Genomic DNA, 19323 nt, shown 5'->3' with positions numbered 1-19323 from the left:
TGGATGTGGTCAGTCGCCGGCAGCGGCTCGGCGGGCGGCGTTCTGACGGTCGAGCTGACCGCCCTTGACGAAGCAGAACACCCACAGCGCCAGGAACACCAGGCCCACCACGAACATGAACGGTTCGATGAAGCCGGTGGCGAGGATGGCCGCCTGCAGCAGCCACCCGAACCCTACACCGGCACGGGTACCGGTCAGGCGCGAGGCCACGGCCAGCACGACGATCGCCGCGAGCCCGCCGCCGAAGGCCACACCGGCCGGCAGCGTGTGCTTGCCGAACACGACGAGCATCGGGAAGAAGAACATGATCGCCTCGAGCACCAGGGTGATCGAGGTCAGGCTCTCACGCGCCCCGCGCTCGCGTCGCGGACGCCGGGTCCGGGGAGCGCGCCCCGGACGGGAGGCCCGTGGTCCGTCCGTCACTTCGACCCTCCTTCGGTGTGGACCAGGTCCATGACCGCGCCCACCATCACGATGGAACCGGCGACGAGCACCATGGCGTCGTCCGCCTCGGCCTCGTCCGCCAGGTCGCGCGCTTCCTGCAGGGCCTGGGCGAGCGAGGGCTCGACGACCACGAGGTCGTCCCCGACCTCGTCCACGACGACCCGGGCGAACGCATCGGCGTCGAGCGCGCGCTCCCCCGGCGGCTGCGTCACGACGAACGTGGCGACCGTGTCCTTGAGCGCTCGGACGAACCCACGGGCGTCCTTGTCGGCCAGGATGCCGACGACGCCGACCACGTGGCCGGACGGGAACGCGACGGGCAGCGCCTCGGCCAGGGCCTTCGCACCGTGCGGGTTGTGCGCCGCGTCGACCACGACCGTCGGGTCCTGGGCGATGGGCTGCAGCCGGCCGGGGCTGGTCGCGCTCGCCAGACCCTCGCTGAGGACGTCCTCGTCGAGGGGCTGCGACCCCCGACCGATGAACGACTCGACGGCGGCGATCGCGACCGCGGCGTTGTGGGCCTGGTGCGCGCCGAACAACGGCAGGAACAGGTCGTCGTAGCGGCCCGCGACGCCCTGCACGGTGACGAGCTGCCCGCCGACGGCCGGCGTGACGTCGAGGACACGGAACCCGGTGCCCTCGACCGCCAGGGTCGACTCGGTGAGCTCGGCCGCGCGCTCGAGTTCGGCGAGCGCCTCGGGCACCTGCGCGCTCGACACGACGGCCGACGACGGCTTGACGATCCCCGACTTCGTGCGGGCGATCTCGGCGACGGTGTTGCCGAGCTGCTTGGCGTGGTCGATCGCGATCGGCGTGAACACCTGCACCTGGCTCTGCACGACGTTCGTGGAGTCCCACTCCCCGCCCATGCCGACCTCGATCACCGCGACGTCGACGGGTGCCTCGGCGAAGCACGCCAGCGCAAGGACGGTCAGCGCCTCGAAGAACGTCAGCGGGAGCTCACCCTTGTCGGTGAGCTCCTTGTCGGTGATCTCGAGGATCGGCGTGATGTCGTCCCAGTTCTCGACGAACCGGTCGGCGGCGATCGGCGCACCGTCGATGACGATCCGTTCGCGGATGGACACCAGGTGCGGGCTCGTCATGAGTCCGGTGCGCAGGCCGTGGGCGCGGATGATGCTCTCGGTCATCCGTGCGGTCGAGGTCTTGCCGTTGGTCCCCGTCAGGTGGATGACCGGGTAAGCCAGGTGCGGGTCGCCGAGCAACTCGACCGCGCGGCGGGTGGCCGTCAGACGGTGCTCGGGTGACTGCTCGCCGATCCGGGCGTACAGGGCGGCCTCGACACGCTGGACCTGCTCGTCGTCACCGCCGAAGGGCACGGCCTCGATCGGGTCCGCGTCGGCGGGAGTGCCCACCGGGATCGCGATGCCGTCGGCGTCGTACCGGTCGTCGTCGTGCTGGCTGCCGTCGTACTCGTTGCTGTCGCTCATGCGCGGGTCACCTCGACACTCACCTTCGCACCGTCGCCCACGGCGGTGCCCTCGTCCTTGCCGAACGTCGTGTCGACCACGTCGATCGTCGTCGCGAGGGTCTCCCCCGCGATCAGGTCCTGATGCGTGCGCACGGCGTCCGCCGCTGCCGGGTCGGCCCCGAGCGTCAGCACGATGCGGTCGCTGACGTCGAGGTCGGCGTCGCGACGGGCCTGCTGCACGGCACGGACGACGTCGCGTGCCAGCCCCTCGGCCTCGAGCTCGGGCGTGGTCTCGGTGTCGAGCACCACGAAGCCACCACCGTCCAGGAACGCCACGGCGGTGGATGCGTCGGCCACGGTCAGGTCGAGCGTGAACTCGCCCTCGACCAGGTCGATCCCGCCCACGGTGACGCCCGAGTCGGTCGCCACCCAGTCGCCGCGCTTGGCGGCGGGGATGACCTGCTGCACGGCCTTGCCGATGCGGGGGCCGGCCGCACGGGCGTTGACGGTGAGCTTGCGCTCGATGCCGTACTGCGCGAGGGACTCCTCTGCCTGGGGCTCGAGCACGACCCGCTTCACGTTGAGCTCGTCGCGCAGGATGTCGACGAACGGTTCGACGGCCGCGGGGTCCGGCACGACGAGCGTCAGCGTGGCGAGCGGCAGACGGACACGCCTGCTGGTCGCCTTGCGGAGCGCGAGCCCCTTCGATGCGACGTCCCGCACGCGGTCCATCGCGGCCACCAGGGCGTCGTCGGCGGGGAACTCGGCGGCGTCGGGCCAGTCGGTCAGGTGCACGCTGCGGCCGCCGGTCAGGCCCTTCCAGACCTCCTCCGACACCAGCGGCGCGAGTGGTGCGGCGACCCGGGCCAGCGTCTCGAGCGCGGTGGACAGCGTGTCGAACGCGGCCTTCGCGGACTCCGACGACGCGGCACCGAGCCAGAACTTGTCGCGGGACCGGCGGACGTACCAGTTGGTCAGCACGTCGGCGAAGTCGCGGATGGCCTGGGCCGCCAGCGGGGTGTCGAGCGCGTCGAGGTGCGTCGTGACGTCGGTGACGAGCAGGCGGGTCTTCGCGAGCAGGTACCGGTCGAGCACGTCGGTGCTGTCCGTGCGGCGCGATGCCTGGTACCCGTCGGGCCCGGACGCATTCGCGTACAGCGTGAAGAAGTAGTACGTCGACCAGAACGGCAGCAGGAACTCGCGGACGCCCTGGCGGATGCCCTCTTCGGTGACGACGAGGTTGCCGCCGCGGATCACCGACGACGACATCAGGAACCAGCGCATCGCGTCGGCGCCGTCACGGTCGAACACCTCGGACACGTCCGGGTAGTTCCGCAGGCTCTTCGACATCTTCTGGCCGTCGGAGCCCAGCACGATGCCGTGGCTGACGACGTTCGTGAACGCCGGGCGGTCGAACAGCGCGGTCGACAGCACGTGCATGACGTAGAACCAGCCGCGGGTCTGCCCGATGTACTCGACGATGAAGTCGGCCGGGTTGTGGGTGTCGAACCACTCCCGGTTCTCGAACGGGTAGTGCACCTGGGCGTACGGCATCGACCCGGAGTCGAACCACACGTCGAAGACGTCCGAGATGCGGCGCATGGTCGAGGCACCCGTGGGGTCGTCCGGGTTCGGCCGGGTCAGCTCGTCGATGAACGGACGGTGCAGGTCGACCTGTCCCTCGGCGTTCACCGGCAGCCGGCCGAAGTCGCGTTCGATCTCCTCGAGCGAGCCGTACACGTCGGTGCGCGGGTGCTCGGGGTCGTCGGACACCCACACCGGGATCGGCGTGCCGAAGTACCGGTTGCGGGACACCGACCAGTCGATGGCGTTGCCGACCCACTTGCCGAACTGGCCGTCCTTGACGTTGTCCGGCACCCAGTTGATGCCCTGGTTGAGCTCGCCCATCCGGTCGCGGATCTCGGTGACGCGGACGAACCACGACGAGACGGCCTTGTAGATCAGGGGCTTGCGGCAGCGCCAGCAGTGCGGGTAGCTGTGCTCGTACGACGCCTGGCGCAGCAGGCGCCCGGCATCACGGACGGCCTTGGTCAGCGGCTTGTTGGCGTCGGACCACAGCTGTCCGGCGACGAGCGGGAACTGCGACGTGAACACGCCGCCCTCGTCGAGCGAGAGCACGACGGGGATGCCCGCGGCGGCGCAGACCTCTTGGTCGTCGGCGCCGTACGCCGGGGCCTGGTGCACGATGCCGGTGCCCTCGCCCGTCTCGACGTAGTCGGCCACCAGGATCCGCCAGGCGTGCTCCATGCCCTCGGCCTCGGCCAGGAAGTCGAACAGGCGCTCGTACTCGACGCCGTCGAGCTCGGACCCGACGAGCGCTCGGGTGACCGCCGCGACGGCGTCGTCCGGCGACGCGTAGCCGAGGTCCTTGGCGTACGCGGCCACGGTGTCGGCAGCCAGCATGTAGGAGACCGAGCCGGCGTCGGCACCGTCAGCGGAGCCTCCAGGACCGGCGGGCAGCACCACGTACGCGACCGCCGGGCCGACGGCCAGGGCGGCGTTCGTCGGCAGCGTCCACGGGGTCGTCGTCCAGGCGAGCGCACGCACACCGGAGAGACCCAGCGCATCGGCGCGAGCGCCCCGCAGCGGGAACGACACCGTGACGGACTGGTCCTGGCGCGTCTGGTAGACGTCGTCGTCCATGCGCAGTTCGTGGTTGGACAGCGGGGTCTGGTCGTTCCAGCAGTACGGCAGGACGCGGAAGCCCTCGTAGGCCAGGCCCTTCTCCCACAGCTGCTTCCACGCCCACAGGACGCTCTCCATGTAGGTGACGTCGAGCGTCTTGTAGTCGTCCTCGAAGTCGACCCAGCGCGCCTGCCGCGTGACGTACTGCTGCCACTCGTCGGTGTACTGCAGCACCGACTTCCGCGCGGCGGCGTTGAAGACGTCGATGCCCATCGCATCGATCTCGTGCTTCTCGGTGATGCCGAGCTGCCGCATCGCCTCGAGCTCGGCGGGCAGGCCGTGCGTGTCCCACCCGAAGCGGCGGTGCACCTGCCTGCCGCGCATGGTCTGGTAGCGCGGGAAGACGTCCTTGGCGTAGCCGGTCAGCAGGTGCCCGTAGTGCGGCAGGCCGTTGGCGAACGGCGGACCGTCGTAGAACACCCACTCGTCGCAGCCCTGACGCGCCTGGATCGACGCCCGGAACGTGTCGTCGCCCTTCCAGAACGCCAGGATCCCCTGCTCGACAGCGGGGAAGGACGGCGACGGGGTGACGCCAGCGGGGGCGTCTGCTGGGCGGTTCAGTGGGTATCGCACCGGTTGCTCCTGTGGGTTCGGTTGCTCTCCACGAGGACGGAGCGTGCTCCGCGGTACCACCTCGCTTGCCGTTCCGGAGACCCGGGCCGACCGCTCGTTGCCGGGATGGTGACGGTCCCGAACCCGTCCGGTTCTACTGACGGCCCGCTCGCGTGGCCCGCGTTCTTCCGGAGACTCCCCGGTGATGGCCGGATCGACGCCTTGTGCACCCGAGTCTACCCAACGGGAGCATGCTGGAGGAATGCCCTCGTCAGAACAGCAGGACCGGCCCGAGTCCCTGACCACCGTCGTCATCGCCTTCGGCGCCAACCTGCTGATCGCGATCGCGAAGACCATCGCGTCGCTGCTGACCGGGTCGGCGTCGATGGTGGCCGAGGCGGCGCACTCGTGGGCGGACACCGGGAACGAGATCTTCCTGCTGGTGGCCGAACGCCGCGGTGCCCGCAAGCGTGACGTCAAGCACCCGATGGGCTACGGCCGCGAGACCTACATCTGGTCGATGTTCGCCGCATTCGGGCTGTTCACCGCGGGCGCGATCGTGTCGATCTACCACGGCATCACCCAGCTCGGCGAGACCGGCCCCGCCGAGGACGTCGTCCTCAACTACGTGGTGCTGGCCATCGCGGTGGTGCTCGAGGGGACGAGCTTCCTGCAGGCGTACCGGCAGGCGCACGGTGCCGCGACGAAGCGCCGCGTGCCCGTGCTGCGCCACGTGCTGCAGTCCTCGAACCCGACGCTGCGTGCGGTGTTCGCCGAGGACGCAGCGGCGCTGATCGGTCTGGTCGTCGCGTTCCTCGGCGTGTTCCTGCACCAGGTCACGGGCCTGGCGGTGTTCGACGCGATCGGCTCCATCGCGATCGGCGTGCTGCTCGGTGTCGTGGCGATCATCCTCATCGACCGCAACCGCCGCTTCCTGCTGGGCGAGAGCACGTCGCCCGAGCTCGAGAACGCCGTGCTCGTCGAACTGCTCTCCCGCAAGCAGATCGAGCGGGTGACGTACCTGCACCTGGAGTTCGTCGGGCCGTCGAAGGTGTACCTGGTCGCCGCGGTCGACCTCACCGGAAACGAGGACGAGTCGCACGTGGCGGTCCGGTTGCGCGACGTCGAGCAGTCCCTCGAGGACAGCCAGTACATCGAAGAGGCCGTCCTGACGCTGAGCCTGCCGGACGACGCCGCGCTCGTGCCGACCGGCGGCGACGTCCCCGAGACGGTGCGCGACGGCACCGTCGAGGACGTCGCCGCGGGCGGTGCGGGGACGCTGCGGGCCTAGCAGTCCGCCTTCGTGAAGGTCATGTCGATCGTCTTGCTGGACCCGTCGAACCCGTACGAGTACCGCATCGCGATGTCGCGGTCCAGCAGCTTCTTCGTCTCCGTGGTCGAGCAGAGCTGCCGCTCCACGCTGTCGTGCAGGGCGCTCTCGTCGAGCTGCGACGGGTCGGCCTGCACGGTGTAGCGGTAGTGGATGGTGCCGTCCTCGGCGGACACACCCGTCCACGTCGTGACCGAGTCCACCTGCTTGGGCAGGGTCGTCTGCGCCTTGATCTGCTTGACGCCCTCGTTGACGATGTCCTGCTTGGACTCACCGAACGCGGCGTTGAACCCCTGGCGGACGAGCACCGCGACGACGATCGCCACGACCACGCCGATGACCGCGACGAGCACGCGCTTGCCGCGGGACTGGCCGGTCGGCGGCGTCGGGGGCTGCTGCTGGTACGGCGGCTGGCCGCCGGGCTGGTACGGCTGGCCGCTCTGCGGGAACGGCGGCTGGCCGTTCGGCTGGAACGGCGGCTGGCCGTTGGGCTGGTTCTGCGCAGGCATGTCGGACATGGTCCCCCGGTTCGTCGGACGCGCCTTCCCCCGTGGGCGGCGCAGGCTGAACCTAACAGTTCCACGCGCGCCTCGGCAGGTGTCGTGCCGCGGCACGGTGCGGACAGGAGGCCCGGTGCCGGCCCGCCACCTGCCCGCGGTCCGTCTCAGCGCGCGTCGAGCCCCGCGACCACCGGCGTCAGCGCCGCGGCGACGTACTCGACGAGCGGTCGTCGCGAGACCCCGTCGGTGACCCACACCCCGAACGCCGCGGCAGCAGCGCCGAGCATCGCCCCCGCCACCGTCTGCGGCCACAGCGCACCCGCGTACTCCCCCGTCCGTCGAGCGACGTCGGCGGCGACCGCCGCGTGCTGCGCGGTCACCCGGGCCGCGACGCTCGCGACGAGTTCCTGCCCGATGCCCATCACCTCGGCCTGCGCGATCGCCCACGGCACCCGATCGGGATCGTGCGCCCGGGCGGCCGCGAGCAGGGCGCCCTCGACGGCACGGACCGCCGAGGTCTCGGTGGACGCGGCGAGCAGCTGCGGGAGCGACCCCACCGCGGCGTCGAGCTCGAGCCACATCACGTCGGACTTCGCCGGGAAGTAGTTGAAGAACGTGGCACGGCTGACCCCGGCGCGGACGGCGATCTGGTCGACCGTCGTGCGCGCGTAGCCCTGCTCGAGGAAGAGCTCGGCGGCGGCGTCCGCCAGCACCTCGGCACTGGAGCGGCGCGGGCGGCCTCCGCGGCGGATCGGTTCGTCCATGGGCTCCATTCAACCGCTAGACTCGGTCGGTCATGATCTTGGACCGAGTACAGAAACGCCGCACGCGCATCGCGGGCACCATCGCCGGAGCGACGGCACTGCTCGTCACCCTCACCGCCTGCACCGGCGGCGGCACGAGCACCGCGGACAGCACCCCGGTCGCCGGCGGCACGCTGACCTACGCGTCGGGCGACGCCGAACCCACGTGCCTGGACCCGCACGTCGGCGGCAACTACCCCCAGGCGCTGCTGTCGACGCAGTACATCGAAGAACTCGTCGGGCTGCGCGACGGCAAGCCCACGCCGGCGCTCGCGACGAAGTGGTCCACGAGCGAGGACGGCAAGACCCTGACGTTCACCCTGCGCGACGACGTCACGTTCACCGACGGCACGCCGTTCGACGCGGCCGCCGTGGTGGCGAACATCGAGCACGTGCAGGACCCGGCGACGGCGTCGAGCACCGGGTACCTGGCGCTGCAGTCCATCGCGAAGGCCACCGCCACCGACGACCACACCGTGACGCTGTCGCTCAGCCGCCCGGACAGCGCCCTGCTCGAGTCGTTCTCGCAGCCGTGGGTCGGCATGGAGTCCCCGAAGGCCCTGCAGCGCACCCAGGCGGTCAACTGCGAGTCCCCCGTCGGCACCGGTCCGTTCCGGATCACCGGCTGGCAGCACGGCGACCGCGTCACCCTGACGAAGAACAGCGGGTACTGGGGGTCGACGAAGCCCCGTCTGTCCGGTGTCACGTGGCGCTTCCTGCCCGACTCGACCTCGCGGTACGCGGCGCTGCAGTCCGGGCAGGTCGACGTGATCGACAACGCCCAGCCCGACCAGCTGCGGGCGGCGTCGTCCAAGGCCGCCATCCGTGACCTCGACGCACCCCGACCCGGCGCGTCGAACCGGCTCGAGCTGAACTCCGGGCACGGGGTGTTCCAGGACGAAGCGGTCCGCAAGGCCTTCATCGCCGGTGCCCAGATCGACCCGGGGATCCAGTCGCTGTTCCTCGGGACGGCGAAGCGCTCGTACTCGCTGCTGTCGAGCGTCGAGCCGTTCGGGTACTCCGACAAGTCGCTGTTCCGGTACAGCCCGTCGACCGCGAAGCAACTGCTCGACGACGCCGGCTGGAAGACGGGCTCGGACGGCATCCGCGTCAAGGACGGCCAGCAGCTCACCGTGACGTTCCCGGTGTCGACCAACCAGTCGGTGCCCGCCGAGCGCAGCCTGTTCCAGCAGATCCAGGCCTCCGAGGCCAAGGTCGGCATCAAGGTCCAGCTGCAGGAGCTCGACCTGTCCAGCTGGTACGCCGCGCTGGCGAAGAACCAGTACGACGTGGTCAGCGCGCCGTACACCAAGGTCGGCGCCGACGTGCTGCGCATCCTGTACGACAGCGCGAGCATCACGCCCGCACCGTCCGGCTACTTCGCGAACCTGGCGCAGCTCGACGACCCCGACCTCGATGCCCTGCTGCAGCGGGCCGCGCAGACCTCGGACCGCTCCGAGCGCGCCGCCCTGTACGAACAGGCCCAGCAGCGGATCCTGGCATCCCGCACGGTGCTGCCGCTCTACGACCAGCAGAACCACTTCCTGTACCGCTCGGCCGTGCACGGCATCCAGACCACGGCCGTCTCCACGCCGTGGTTCGGCACGGCGTGGATCGACCGCTGACGCGGTGACGCGGTGACGCGGTGACGCCCAGCAGGTCCGGCCCGGCTGGCAGGCGCTGGTCGCTGTGGGCGCTCCGGCGTCTGCTCGGCGCCGTCGGGGTGCTCTGGGCCGTCGCGACCATCGTCTTCGTCGCGATCCGGCTGATCCCCGGCGACCCGGCGCTCGCGGTCCTGGGTGGTCCGGGGTCACAGGCCTCACCCGCAGCAGTGGCCCAGGTGCGCGCGGAGTACGGCTTCGACCGACCGGTGATCGTGCAGTACGCGGTGTTCCTCGGTCGTCTGGCGTCCGGGCAGCTCGGCGACTCGTACGCCTTCCGGACCCCCGTCGCCACCCTGCTGGCGCAGCAGCTGCCCGTCACGCTGACCCTGGCGGTCGCCGGTCTGGTCGTCGCCTGGGCGCTGGCGCTGGTCGCCGCGTGGTGGTCCACCCAGCGCGGTCGGGTCGCCGCGGGGCTGACCTCGGCGATCAGCGTGACCGCGAGCGTCATGCCGCACTTCTGGCTCGGCAGCGTGCTCATCGTCGTGTTCGCGAGCGCGCTCGGCTGGTTCCCCGCGGTCAGCGACGGCACCGTCCGGGGCTGGGTGCTGCCGGTGCTGACCGTCGCGGTGCCCGTGGCCGGCTACCTGGCGGAGACGGTGCGCGACGGCGTGGTCGATGCGCAACGGTCCGCGTTCGCGCTCGCCGCCCGCGGTCGTGGTGAGACCCGTGCGGGGCTGTTCGGCCGGCACCTGCTGCGCCACGCGGCCCTGCCCGGGATCGCCCTGTCGGCGTGGGCGTTCGGCTCGCTGGTGTCCGGAGCCGTCGTCGTCGAGTCCGTCTTCGCACTGCCCGGCATCGGTCGCGCCCTGGTCACGGCGGTGACCCAGCGCGACATGCCCCTGGTCGCGGGCATCGCCCTGGTGTCGGCGCTGGCGTACGTCGTCGTGCTGACCGTCGCCGACCTGGTCGAGCGCGTGGTCGACCCCCGCGAGTCCCGACGCGCCCGCACGACCGCACTCGGGCAGCGACCACGCGCTCTCCCCCGCCCCGAGGCGGACGCGCGATGAGCGGGATCGCCGAGCCGAGCCTCCAGGCCGGCACCAGCGCTGCGGACGTGTCGGTCGGACGGGGTCGCCGCCGGGCACTCGGTGTCGCGGGGACGGTGGCGGCCGCCGTCGTCGCCGTCAGCGTGCTGGCCGCGATCTGGCCGCAGGGGCTCGGCGGTGCCGCTCCCCTCGCGGTGCACCCGGCCGAAGCGCTGCTGCCACCCGGCCCCGGGCACCCGTTCGGCACCGACGAGTCCGGGCGCGACGTCCTGGCCCGGGTCGTCGCCGGCACCCGCGCCAGCCTGGTGGTCGGCGTCGTCGCGACCCTGGTCGGCGGCGGTGTCGGCGTGCTGCTCGGGGTCGTCGCCGGGCTCGGTGGTCGGGTCCTCGATGCCGTCATCGGACGCGTGACCGAGGTCGCGTTCGCCCTGCCCCTGCTGCTCGTCGCGCTGGTCGTCATCGCCGTCACCGGTCCCGGTCCGGTCCCCGCGATGCTCGCGGTCGGGTTCGCGACCGCGCCCGGGTACGCCCGCATCGTCCGCGGCCTGGTCCGCGCAGCACGCTCGTCGCAGGTCGTCGAGACGGCCGTGCTGCAGGGGCGGTCCCCGGCGCGCATCGTCGTGCGGCACGTGCTGCCGGCGGCCCTGTGGCCGGTCGTCGCGGTCGGGACGCTCGGCATCGGCCAGGCGATCGTGTGGGCGTCCGCCCTCAGCTACCTGGGCGTCGGGACACCGCCGCCCGCACCGGAATGGGGCGCGATGCTCGCCGACGGCCGCACCTACCTGCAGACAGCACCGTGGATGAGCACCTTCCCGGGACTGGCGATCGTCGTGCTGGCCGCCGCGGTCACCGTGCTCGGACGCGCCCTCCGCCGGACCGGGGCCCTGCGATGAGCGCGGTCCTCGACGCCCGTGGGCTGCACGTCGCCATCGGCGGGACCCCGGTCGTCGCCGGTGTCGACCTGCACGTCGATGCGGGCGAGTGCGTCGCGCTGGTCGGCGCCTCGGGTTCCGGCAAGACCGTGACCGTCCGGGCGCTGCTCGGCCTGTCGGCCGCCGGGTCCGCCGTCCGGGCCGACCGACTCGACGTCGCCGGGCTCGACGTCCGCGCGTTCTCCGACCGGCGCTGGCGGTCGGTGCGCGGAGCGCGTGTCGGCTACGTCGGACAGGAGGCCCTGGGCGCGCTGGACCCGCTGCGTCCGGTCGGACGCGAGGTCGACGACGTCCTGCGGCTGCACACCGAGATGACCGCACGCGAGCGCGTGGACGCCGTGCGCTCCGCGCTCGCCGACGTCGGGCTCGACCCGGCGATCGCGACCGACGGACGACTCGCGGGGACCCTGTCGGGCGGGATGCGCCAGCGCGCGCTCATCGCCGCTGCGACCGTCGGCTCGCCGGCGCTCGTGGTGGCGGACGAGCCGACGACGGCGCTCGACGCAGGGGTCGCCGTGCGCGTGATGGAGCAGCTGCGACGGCCGCAGGAGCGTGGCGCGGGGCTGCTCGTCGTGACGCACGACCTGGGGCTCGTCGCCGGGTGGGCGGACCGCGTGGTGGTGATGGACGCCGGGCGGGTCGTCGAGCAGGGCACCGTGCAGGCCGTGCTGCGGGCGCCGAAGCACCCCGTGACGCAGGCGCTCGTCGCTGCCGCCGGCGCGGGCACGGGCACGGGCACGAAGAAGGGTGCAACCCCGCACGGTGCGGGTCTGGTGCTCGAGGCGCGGGACCTCCGCAAGGCGTACGACGGCGTCGCGGTGGTCGACGGGGTGTCGTTCGGCCTGCAGCCCGGGCGGGTGCTCGGGGTCGTCGGGGCCTCGGGTTCGGGCAAGACGACGGTGGCCCGGATGCTGCTCGGGCTCGCGACGCCGGACACGGGGACGGTGACCCTCGACGGTGCCGCCTGGGCGCCACTCCCCGAGCGCGAGCGCCGCGCCCGACGCCCCCGGATCGCGGCCGTCGTGCAGGACCCCGGCGCGACGTTCGACGAGCGCTGGGACGTCGAGCGTGTGCTGGCCGATGCCCTGAGCGACGGCGATGCCCGGCGTGCGACGGGTCCGCTCGGCCCGCAGGTCGACGCGGCGCTGCGCCAGGTCGACCTGGACCCCGGGCTGCGCGGCCGGTCACCGCTGACGCTCTCCGGCGGGCAACGGCAGCGGCTGGCGATCGCCCGGGCGCTGACGACCGCGCCCGACGTGCTCGTGCTGGACGAACCCGTGACCGCCCTCGACGCGACGGTGCAGGACCAGGTGCTGACGCTGCTGGAACAGCTGCGCGACGACACCGGCGTGGCGATGGTGTTCGTGTCGCACGACCTGCGGGCCGTGCGACGGATGGCCGACGACGTGCTCGTGATCGACGCGGGCACCGCGGTGGAGCACGGTCCCGCGTCGCGGGTGTTCACGCACCCGGCGCACCCCGTGACGATCGCGCTCCTGCGGTCGGCCGAGCGCCTGGCAGCCGGCCCCGGGACGGACCCGGGCCCGACGCGCTGACGCGGGTCGGGCCTCCTGGCCGTACGTCCGTCAGCTGCGGGACGCAGCGGAGTCGTCGGCGGACACGACCGGGATCTCGCTGGTCGAGAACTCCTTGGCCCAGTCCGACTGCGCGAACTCGGACGACGGGTCGTTGTACTCGTCGATGACCTGGGCGACCTCGTCTTCGGACGCGACCGTCGGGCCCGAGCCCATGAGCGGGGTGGCGGCGGTCTCCTTCGTGAAGTACACCGCCACGAGACCGATGAGCGCCGCGGCCATCAGGTAGAACGCCGGGATGTCCTCGGCCCAGCCCAGTCCCGCGTCCTTCGCCGCGTTGATGAGCGCCGCCGTCGCCAGCGGCGTGGTGCCACCGAACAGCGAGACCGACACGTTGAACGCGATCGCCAGCGCGCCGTAGCGGATGATCGTCGGGAACAGGGCGGGGAGCGTCGAGGGCATCGTCGAGGTGAAGGTGACCAGCACGACGCCCAGGATGAGCAGACCGAAGAACACCCCGACCCCGCTGCCGGACTGCACGAGCTGCAGGGCCGGCCACGAGAACAGGAAGAAGCCGATGCACCCCGCGGCGAGCACGGGGCGGCGGCCGAACCGGTCGGACAGGCGCCCGCCGAACGTGATGACGACCATCATCAGGATCATCACGATGACGATCAGGATCAGGCCGAACGTGGCGTTCTGGCCGAGGTTCTGCTCGAGGTAGGTCGGCATGTACGACAGCAGCATGTAGTCGGTCACGTTGAACACCAGCACCAGGCCGATGCAGATGACCAGCGCGCGCCAGTTCTCGGCGAACAGCTTGAGGAACGGGGTCTTCGCGGACTCACGCTCGGCGGCCTGCTCCTGCTGCTTCTGGAAGGCCGGGGTCTCCTCGAGCTTCAGGCGCAGGTACAGCCCGATCAGGCCGAGCGGACCGGCGACGATGAACGGGATGCGCCAGCCCCAGCTCAGCAGTGCCTGGTCGGACAGGCCGAACTGCAGCCCGGTGACGATCGAGGCGCCGAGCACGTAGCCGGCTAGCGTGCCGAACTCCAACCACGAGCCCATGAACCCACGACGCTTGTCGGGCGAGTACTCGGCGATGAAGGTCGCGGCCCCGCCGTACTCGCCACCGGTCGAGAAGCCCTGCACGAAGCGGGCGACGAGCAGCAGGACGGGGGCCCAGAAGCCGATCGCGTCGTACGACGGGATCAGGCCGATCATGAGCGTGCCGGCAGCCATCAGGATCATCGTGAGCGCGAGGACCTTCTGCCGGCCGATCCGGTCACCGATCGGACCGAAGACCGCACCGCCGATCGGGCGGACGATGAACGCGGCGGCGAAGAAGCCGAACGTCGCGACGATGTTCGACGCCGGGTCGCCCTGCGGCAGGAAGACCTGCGAGATGGTGACGGTGAGGTAGGCGAAGATGCCGAAGTCGAACCACTCCATCGCATTGCCGAGGGCCGCGGCGGCGACGGCACGCTTGAGCAGCGACTCCTCGACGACGGTGACGTCGTCCGTGGTCATCGTCCGGCGAGCACGCTTCGCAGCGCCCTTCGTCCGCAGCGGCCGGTCGCCGTGCGTGTTCGGTGCGGTGTTCGGTGTCAAGGGTGTTCCTCCGGTGTGCTGAGCGTCCTTCGGGCGTCCGACGGGACGGCGACGTTGCAGCTCCTACGAACTCGCGTTCGCCGGACAAACCCCGACAGACTAGCAGGTCGCAGTGGAGCGCTCCAGTGGAGGCCGTCGACGAGTCGCGGACAACCGGTACGATCGAGGGCACCACGTGCCACACGTGGACACTCAGGCACCTCATCACGGACTCGGTGCCGCACATACCGATCGAAAGGCGCAGCCATGACCAAGCCCATGCCCGACAAGCCCACGGTGGACGGACTCGAGCAGGTCTGGGGCCCACGATGGGAGCAGGACGGCACGTACCGCTTCGACCGCGACGCCGCCGGCCACCGCGACGCCGTCTACTCGATCGACACCCCGCCGCCCACCGCCTCGGGCTCGCTGCACATCGGCCACGTGTTCTCGTACACGCACACCGACCTCAAGGCACGGTTCGAGCGCATGCGCGGCAAGCACGTCTTCTACCCGATGGGCTGGGACGACAACGGTCTGCCGACCGAGCGTCGCGTGCAGAACTACTACGGCGTCCGCTGCGACCCGTCACTCCCCTACGACCCCGACTTCACCCCGCCGTTCCAGGGCGGTGACGGCAAGTCGAGCAAGGCCGCCGACCAGCTGCCGATCTCGCGCCGCAACTTCATCGAGCTGTGCGACCAGCTGACCGTGCAGGACGAGCAGCAGTTCGAGGAGCTCTTCCGCACGCTCGGCCTGTCCGTCGACTGGACGCAGTCGTACCGCACGATCGACGCCACCTCGCGTGCGAGCGCCCAGCGGGCGTTCCTGCGCAACCTCGAGCGCGGCGAGGCCTACCAGGCCGACGCCCCGACGCTGTGGGACGTCACGTTCCGCACCGCGGTGGCCCAGGCCGAGCTCGAGGACAAGGAGATGCCGGGCGCGTACCACGGCATCGCGTTCCACCGCGCGGACGGGCAGGGTGACGTCGTCATCCAGACCACCCGCCCCGAGCTGCTCCCCGCGTGCGTCGCCCTGGTCGCGCACCCCGACGACGAGCGCTTCACGGACCTGTTCGGCACGACGGTCCGCTCCCCCCTGTTCGACGTCGAGGTGCCGGTGCTCGCGCACCACCTGGCACAGAAGGACAAGGGCGCAGGCATCGCGATGGTCTGCACCTTCGGCGACACCACCGACGTGGTGTGGTGGCGCGAGCTGCAGCTGCCGAACCGCGCCATCATCGGGTTCGACGGCCGCGTGCGCTCCGACGAGCCGGCGTGGATCACGTCGTCGCGTGGCCAGGAGCTGTACGCCGAGATGGCCGGCAAGACCGTGTTCTCGGCCAAGAAGGTCGTCGTGGACGCCCTGACCGAGTCCGGTGAGCTGGTCGGTGACGTGAAGACCATCCAGCACCCGGTGAAGTTCTTCGAGAAGGGCGACAAGCCGCTCGAGATCGTCTCGACCCGCCAGTGGTACATCGTCAACGGCGCCCGCGACGAGCAGCTCAAGGCCACCCTGCGCGAGCGCGGCCAGCAGATCGGCTTCCACCCCGACTTCATGCGCGTCCGCTACGACAACTGGGTGGGCGGCCTGTCCGGCGACTGGCTCATCTCGCGCCAGCGCTTCTTCGGCGTGCCGATCCCGGTCTGGTACCCCCTCGACGCCGACGGCAACCCCGTGTTCGACCAGCCGATCGTGCCGACCGAGGCGCGGCTGCCCGTCGACCCGTCGTCCGAGCCCGCCCCCGGGTACCAGGACGACCAGCGCGGCGTGCCGAACGGCTTCGTCGGCGAGCTCGACGTCATGGACACCTGGGCCACCTCGTCGCTGACCCCGCAGCTGGCGGGCAAGTGGGAGACCGACCCCGCGCTCTACGACCTGGTGTACCCGTACGACGTCCGCCCGCAGGCGCAGGACATCATCCGCACCTGGCTGTTCACCACCGTGCTGCGCAGCCAGCTCGAGGCCGACGTGGTGCCGTGGAAGCACGCCAGCATCTCCGGCTTCATCGTCGACCCCGACCGCAAGAAGATGTCGAAGTCCAAGGGCAACGTCGTCACGCCGATGTCGGTCCTCGAGCAGCACGGCGCCGACGCGGTCCGCTACTGGGCTGCGTCGTCGAAGCTCGGCACGGACGCGGCGTTCGACCCGCAGAACCCGAAGCAGATCAAGGTCGGCCGCCGTCTGGCGATCAAGGTGCTCAACGCGGCGAAGTTCGTGTACGGCTTCGACCTGCCCACCGGAGCCACGAGCGTCACCGAGGCACTCGACATCGACATGCTCGCCGCCCTGGGCACCACGATCGAGCAGGCAACCACCGCGTTCGAGGGCTTCGACCACGCCCGCGCCCTCGAGGTCACCGAGCGCTTCTTCTGGACGTTCTGCGACGACTACCTCGAGCTCGTCAAGGAGCGCGCCTACGGCACCGCGCCGGACGCGACCCACGAGACCCAGGCGAGCGCGGTCCTGGCACTGCGCGCTGCGATCGACGCGCTGCTGCGCCTGCTGGCACCGTTCCTCCCGTTCGCGACGGAAGAGGTGTGGGCCTGGACCCACGACACCAGCGTGCACACCGCCGCGTGGCCGACCGCTGCCGACCTGCCGGTCGACGCGGCCGAGACGGGGCTGCTGGCCGCCGTCGGCCAGGCGCTCATCGGGATCCGCGGCGCGAAGACCGCGGCCAAGGCGTCGCAGAAGACCCCGGTCACCCGGGCCGTCGTGGCCGCGCCGGCGTCGACGCGCGAACTCGTCGAGCGGGCCGCCGTGGACCTGGCGGCCGTCGGGCGAATCGCGAACCTGTCGTTCGTCGACGGGCCGGAACTCGCCGTCGTCGAGATCGAACTGGCCGAGCAGCCCACCGCGTAGGCGGCGGTCCGCCGGTCGTCACCACACACAGCCAGGAGGCTCGGATGCAGTTGGGCACACGATGGAACGTCGGCGCCGTGGCACCGTCACGGCTCGACGCGGCCCTGGTGGCCGCGGTGCAGCAGGTGGAGGCCGAGCTGGTCTCGGCGTCGGTGGACACCGCGGGGTGGGGCTGGACGCTGACGTACCTGGAGGGCAAGCCGCGGGTGGAGCTGGACGACGGCACGTCGATCCACCTGGATGACGCCGGGCACGCCCAGGTCACGAACCCGGACGACGCGGCCGAAGAGGACTGAGTCCGGGTCGTCGTGCGCGTTCGCACGGCCCCGTTCGAACGGCGCGTTCGCACAACAGGAAGCACCCCGAGCCACGCAATGCCGTGGTTCGGGGTGCTTTCGGTTGTGCGGTGTCGCTCGGGCTGAGCCCCGGCGGGTCAGGCCTTGGCGAGCCAGCCGAGCAGGACCTCGTTGACCTCGGCGGTGTGCGTCGTGAGCAGGCCGTGCGGGGCGCCCTCGATCTCGACGTACTCGGCGTGCGGCAGGGCCTTGGTGAACCGGCGGCCCGTCGCGTCGATCGGCAGGATGTTGTCCGACGTGCCGTGCACGATGAGCGCCGGCACGGTGACCTTCGGGATGTCCTGGCGGAAGTCGGTCGGCCAGGTCAGGGGTGCTGCTGCGCTCGCGATCGAACCGGAGCCCGCCGCGACGTTCCAGGCGTTGCGGACGGCCTCTTCCGAGATGCGCGAGCCGAGGTTCTCCGACAGGTTGAAGAAGTCCTGGGTGAAGTTCGTGAAGTACGCGTACCGGTCCTTCTTGACGTCGGCCGCGATGCCCTCGAAGAACGACATCGGGCCGGCGCCGTCGGGGTTGTCGTCGGTGATCGCCAGGTACGGCTCGAGCGAGGCCAGGAACGCGACCTTGGCGATGCGGTCCTCGCCGTGACGGCCGATGTAGCGGGCGATCTCACCGGTGCCCATCGAGAACCCGACCAGGATCACGTCGTGCAGGTCGAGCGTCGTCAGCACGGTGTGCAGGTCGTCGGCGAACGTGTCGTAGTCGTAGCCGGTGGACGGCTGCGAGGACTGGCCGAACCCACGGCGGTCGTACGTGATGACGCGGTAGCCGGCGTCCAGGAGCGGCGGGACCTGACCCTCCCACGAGTTGCCGTCGAGCGGGAACCCGTGGATCAGCACGATCGGCTGGCCCGTGCCCTTGTCTTCGTAGTGCAGCTGGATGTCGACGCTGTTCTCGGTACCGACGGTGATCGAACCCATGATGTGCCTCCCTGATCCGGGGAGAACGAGCGTTCCCCTCCGGTGTGCCCTACGATAGAGAACGGCCGTTCCCAGCGCAACTCGGGTCCGGTGAACACGCAGGGAACGAGGTACGACACATGGCAGCCACGACAGCGGGTTCGGTCGCCGACGACACCAGGGCACACATCGTCGACGTCGCTGACGAACTCTTCTACACGCGCGGGATCCAGTCGGTCGGCATGGACCAGATCCGGACCGACGCCGGCGTCTCGCTGAAGAAGCTCTACGCCGCCTTCCCCGGCAAGGACCAGCTCATCGCGGCGGTGCTGGCGGGCCGTCACGACCTGTGGGAGCGCGGCATCGAGCAGGCGGTGCAGGCGGCGACCACCCCACGGGACAAGCTGCTGGCGATGTACGACTTCCTCGAGTCCTGGTTCGGTGACGACACCTTCCGCGGCTGCGGCTTCATCAACGCGTTCGGCGAGCTCGGCGCGACCTCGCCGGCCGTCGCTGCGATCGCGAAGGACCACAAGGAGTCCTTCCAGCGCTACGTCGCCGGGCTGACCTCGCAGGCCGTCCCCGACCCGGCGCTGGCCGACGAGCTCGCCGCGCAGCTCGCGCTGCTGGCCGAGGGCGCCCAGACCACCGCTGCGATCGCCGGCGACACGGCGCCGGCCCGGCACGCGCGCCGCGCGGCCGCCACCCTGATCGACGCCGCCACGCGGTAGCGCT

General features: G+C 71.1%; 15 protein-coding genes. 8 read left to right on the top strand and 7 right to left on the bottom strand.

Annotated features, from left to right (window positions below):
• Positions 1–9: 9 nt before the first annotated feature.
• The 3 genes from MT346_RS17565 to ileS are packed head-to-tail and all read right to left on the bottom strand — an operon-like array spanning position 10 to position 5152.
• Positions 10–423 (bottom strand): DUF4233 domain-containing protein, encoded by a 414-nt coding sequence (locus tag MT346_RS17565; RefSeq protein ID WP_243564390.1) that lies wholly within the window; start codon positions 421–423, stop codon positions 10–12.
• Complete coding sequence (locus tag MT346_RS17560) at positions 420–1892, bottom strand: folylpolyglutamate synthase/dihydrofolate synthase family protein (protein WP_243564389.1); 1473 nt, start codon at positions 1890–1892, stop codon at positions 420–422. Before MT346_RS17560 ends, MT346_RS17565 begins: the two co-directional genes overlap by 4 nt.
• Positions 1889–5152, bottom strand: coding sequence for an isoleucine--tRNA ligase (gene ileS / locus MT346_RS17555; RefSeq protein ID WP_243564387.1), 3264 nt, complete (start codon positions 5150–5152; stop codon positions 1889–1891). Before ileS ends, MT346_RS17560 begins: the two co-directional genes overlap by 4 nt.
• 241 nt (positions 5153–5393) lie before the next feature.
• Here ileS and MT346_RS17550 point away from each other — a divergent pair, with 241 nt between their 5' ends.
• Entirely contained in the window at positions 5394–6422 is a 1029-nt protein-coding gene (locus tag MT346_RS17550; protein WP_243564386.1) for a cation diffusion facilitator family transporter, read from the top strand.
• On the opposite strand, the gene MT346_RS17545 is transcribed toward MT346_RS17550, so the two are convergent.
• Positions 6419–6970 (bottom strand): hypothetical protein, encoded by a 552-nt coding sequence (locus MT346_RS17545; RefSeq protein ID WP_243564385.1) that lies wholly within the window; start codon positions 6968–6970, stop codon positions 6419–6421. The two genes, MT346_RS17550 and MT346_RS17545, sit on opposite strands and share 4 nt — an antisense overlap.
• 155 nt (positions 6971–7125) lie before the next feature.
• Complete coding sequence (locus tag MT346_RS17540; RefSeq protein ID WP_243564384.1) at positions 7126–7725, bottom strand: TetR family transcriptional regulator; 600 nt, start codon at positions 7723–7725, stop codon at positions 7126–7128.
• A gap of 32 nt (positions 7726–7757) precedes the next feature.
• Here MT346_RS17540 and MT346_RS17535 point away from each other — a divergent pair, with 32 nt between their 5' ends.
• The 4 genes from MT346_RS17535 to MT346_RS17520 are packed head-to-tail and all read left to right on the top strand — an operon-like array spanning position 7758 to position 12902.
• A complete protein-coding gene (locus MT346_RS17535) occupies positions 7758–9389 on the top strand; it encodes an ABC transporter substrate-binding protein (protein ID WP_243564383.1) in 1632 nt (543 codons plus the stop codon).
• Positions 9390–9409: 20 nt separating this feature from the next.
• Entirely contained in the window at positions 9410–10435 is a 1026-nt protein-coding gene (locus tag MT346_RS17530; RefSeq protein WP_243564382.1) for an ABC transporter permease, read from the top strand.
• Positions 10432–11307, top strand: a complete 876-nt coding sequence (locus MT346_RS17525; protein ID WP_243564381.1) for an ABC transporter permease — start codon at positions 10432–10434, stop codon at positions 11305–11307. The genes MT346_RS17530 and MT346_RS17525 overlap by 4 nt, the downstream gene beginning before the upstream one ends.
• Positions 11304–12902, top strand: a complete 1599-nt coding sequence (locus MT346_RS17520) for an ABC transporter ATP-binding protein (RefSeq protein ID WP_243564380.1) — start codon at positions 11304–11306, stop codon at positions 12900–12902. The genes MT346_RS17525 and MT346_RS17520 overlap by 4 nt, the downstream gene beginning before the upstream one ends.
• 30 nt (positions 12903–12932) lie before the next feature.
• On the opposite strand, the gene proP is transcribed toward MT346_RS17520, so the two are convergent.
• Entirely contained in the window at positions 12933–14492 is a 1560-nt protein-coding gene (proP, locus tag MT346_RS17515) for a glycine betaine/L-proline transporter ProP (protein ID WP_243564379.1), read from the bottom strand.
• Positions 14493–14738: 246 nt separating this feature from the next.
• On the opposite strand from proP, the gene valS reads away from it, so the two are divergent.
• Positions 14739–17336, top strand: coding sequence for a valine--tRNA ligase (gene valS, locus MT346_RS17510; RefSeq protein WP_243564378.1), 2598 nt, complete (start codon positions 14739–14741; stop codon positions 17334–17336).
• Between the two features lie 44 nt (positions 17337–17380).
• Complete coding sequence (locus tag MT346_RS17505) at positions 17381–17632, top strand: hypothetical protein (RefSeq protein WP_243564377.1); 252 nt, start codon at positions 17381–17383, stop codon at positions 17630–17632.
• A 137-nt stretch (positions 17633–17769) separates the two neighbouring features.
• On the opposite strand, the gene MT346_RS17500 is transcribed toward MT346_RS17505, so the two are convergent.
• Positions 17770–18609: an alpha/beta fold hydrolase gene (locus MT346_RS17500; RefSeq protein WP_243564376.1), complete on the bottom strand. Its 840-nt coding sequence runs from the start codon at positions 18607–18609 to the stop codon at positions 17770–17772.
• 119 nt (positions 18610–18728) lie between these two features.
• Between MT346_RS17500 and MT346_RS17495 the strand changes: the two genes are divergently transcribed.
• Positions 18729–19319, top strand: coding sequence for a TetR/AcrR family transcriptional regulator (locus MT346_RS17495; RefSeq protein ID WP_243564375.1), 591 nt, complete (start codon positions 18729–18731; stop codon positions 19317–19319).
• Positions 19320–19323 lie beyond the last annotated feature (4 nt).

This window comes from Curtobacterium sp. VKM Ac-2922 (assembly GCF_022815645.1).
Lineage (GTDB): Bacteria > Actinomycetota > Actinomycetes > Actinomycetales > Microbacteriaceae > Curtobacterium.
The sequence above is the reverse complement of the archived record's forward strand: the minus strand, read 5'-3'. Positions and strand labels throughout refer to the sequence as shown.

Excerpts from the sequence above, each read along its gene's own strand:
- MT346_RS17560 (WP_243564389.1), bottom strand. The coding sequence starts at position 1,892 with ATGAGCGACAGCAACGAGTACGACGGCAGCCAGCACGACGACGACCGG.
- MT346_RS17550 (WP_243564386.1), top strand. The coding sequence starts at position 5,394 with ATGCCCTCGTCAGAACAGCAGGACCGGCCCGAGTCCCTGACCACCGTC.
- MT346_RS17545 (WP_243564385.1), bottom strand. The coding sequence starts at position 6,970 with ATGCCTGCGCAGAACCAGCCCAACGGCCAGCCGCCGTTCCAGCCGAAC.
- MT346_RS17540 (WP_243564384.1), bottom strand. The coding sequence starts at position 7,725 with ATGGACGAACCGATCCGCCGCGGAGGCCGCCCGCGCCGCTCCAGTGCC.
- MT346_RS17535 (WP_243564383.1), top strand. The coding sequence starts at position 7,758 with ATGATCTTGGACCGAGTACAGAAACGCCGCACGCGCATCGCGGGCACC.
- MT346_RS17525 (WP_243564381.1), top strand. The coding sequence starts at position 10,432 with ATGAGCGGGATCGCCGAGCCGAGCCTCCAGGCCGGCACCAGCGCTGCG.
- MT346_RS17520 (WP_243564380.1), top strand. The coding sequence starts at position 11,304 with ATGAGCGCGGTCCTCGACGCCCGTGGGCTGCACGTCGCCATCGGCGGG.
- valS (WP_243564378.1), top strand. The coding sequence starts at position 14,739 with ATGACCAAGCCCATGCCCGACAAGCCCACGGTGGACGGACTCGAGCAG.
- MT346_RS17505 (WP_243564377.1), top strand. The coding sequence starts at position 17,381 with ATGCAGTTGGGCACACGATGGAACGTCGGCGCCGTGGCACCGTCACGG.
- MT346_RS17500 (WP_243564376.1), bottom strand. The coding sequence starts at position 18,609 with ATGGGTTCGATCACCGTCGGTACCGAGAACAGCGTCGACATCCAGCTG.
- MT346_RS17495 (WP_243564375.1), top strand. The coding sequence starts at position 18,729 with ATGGCAGCCACGACAGCGGGTTCGGTCGCCGACGACACCAGGGCACAC.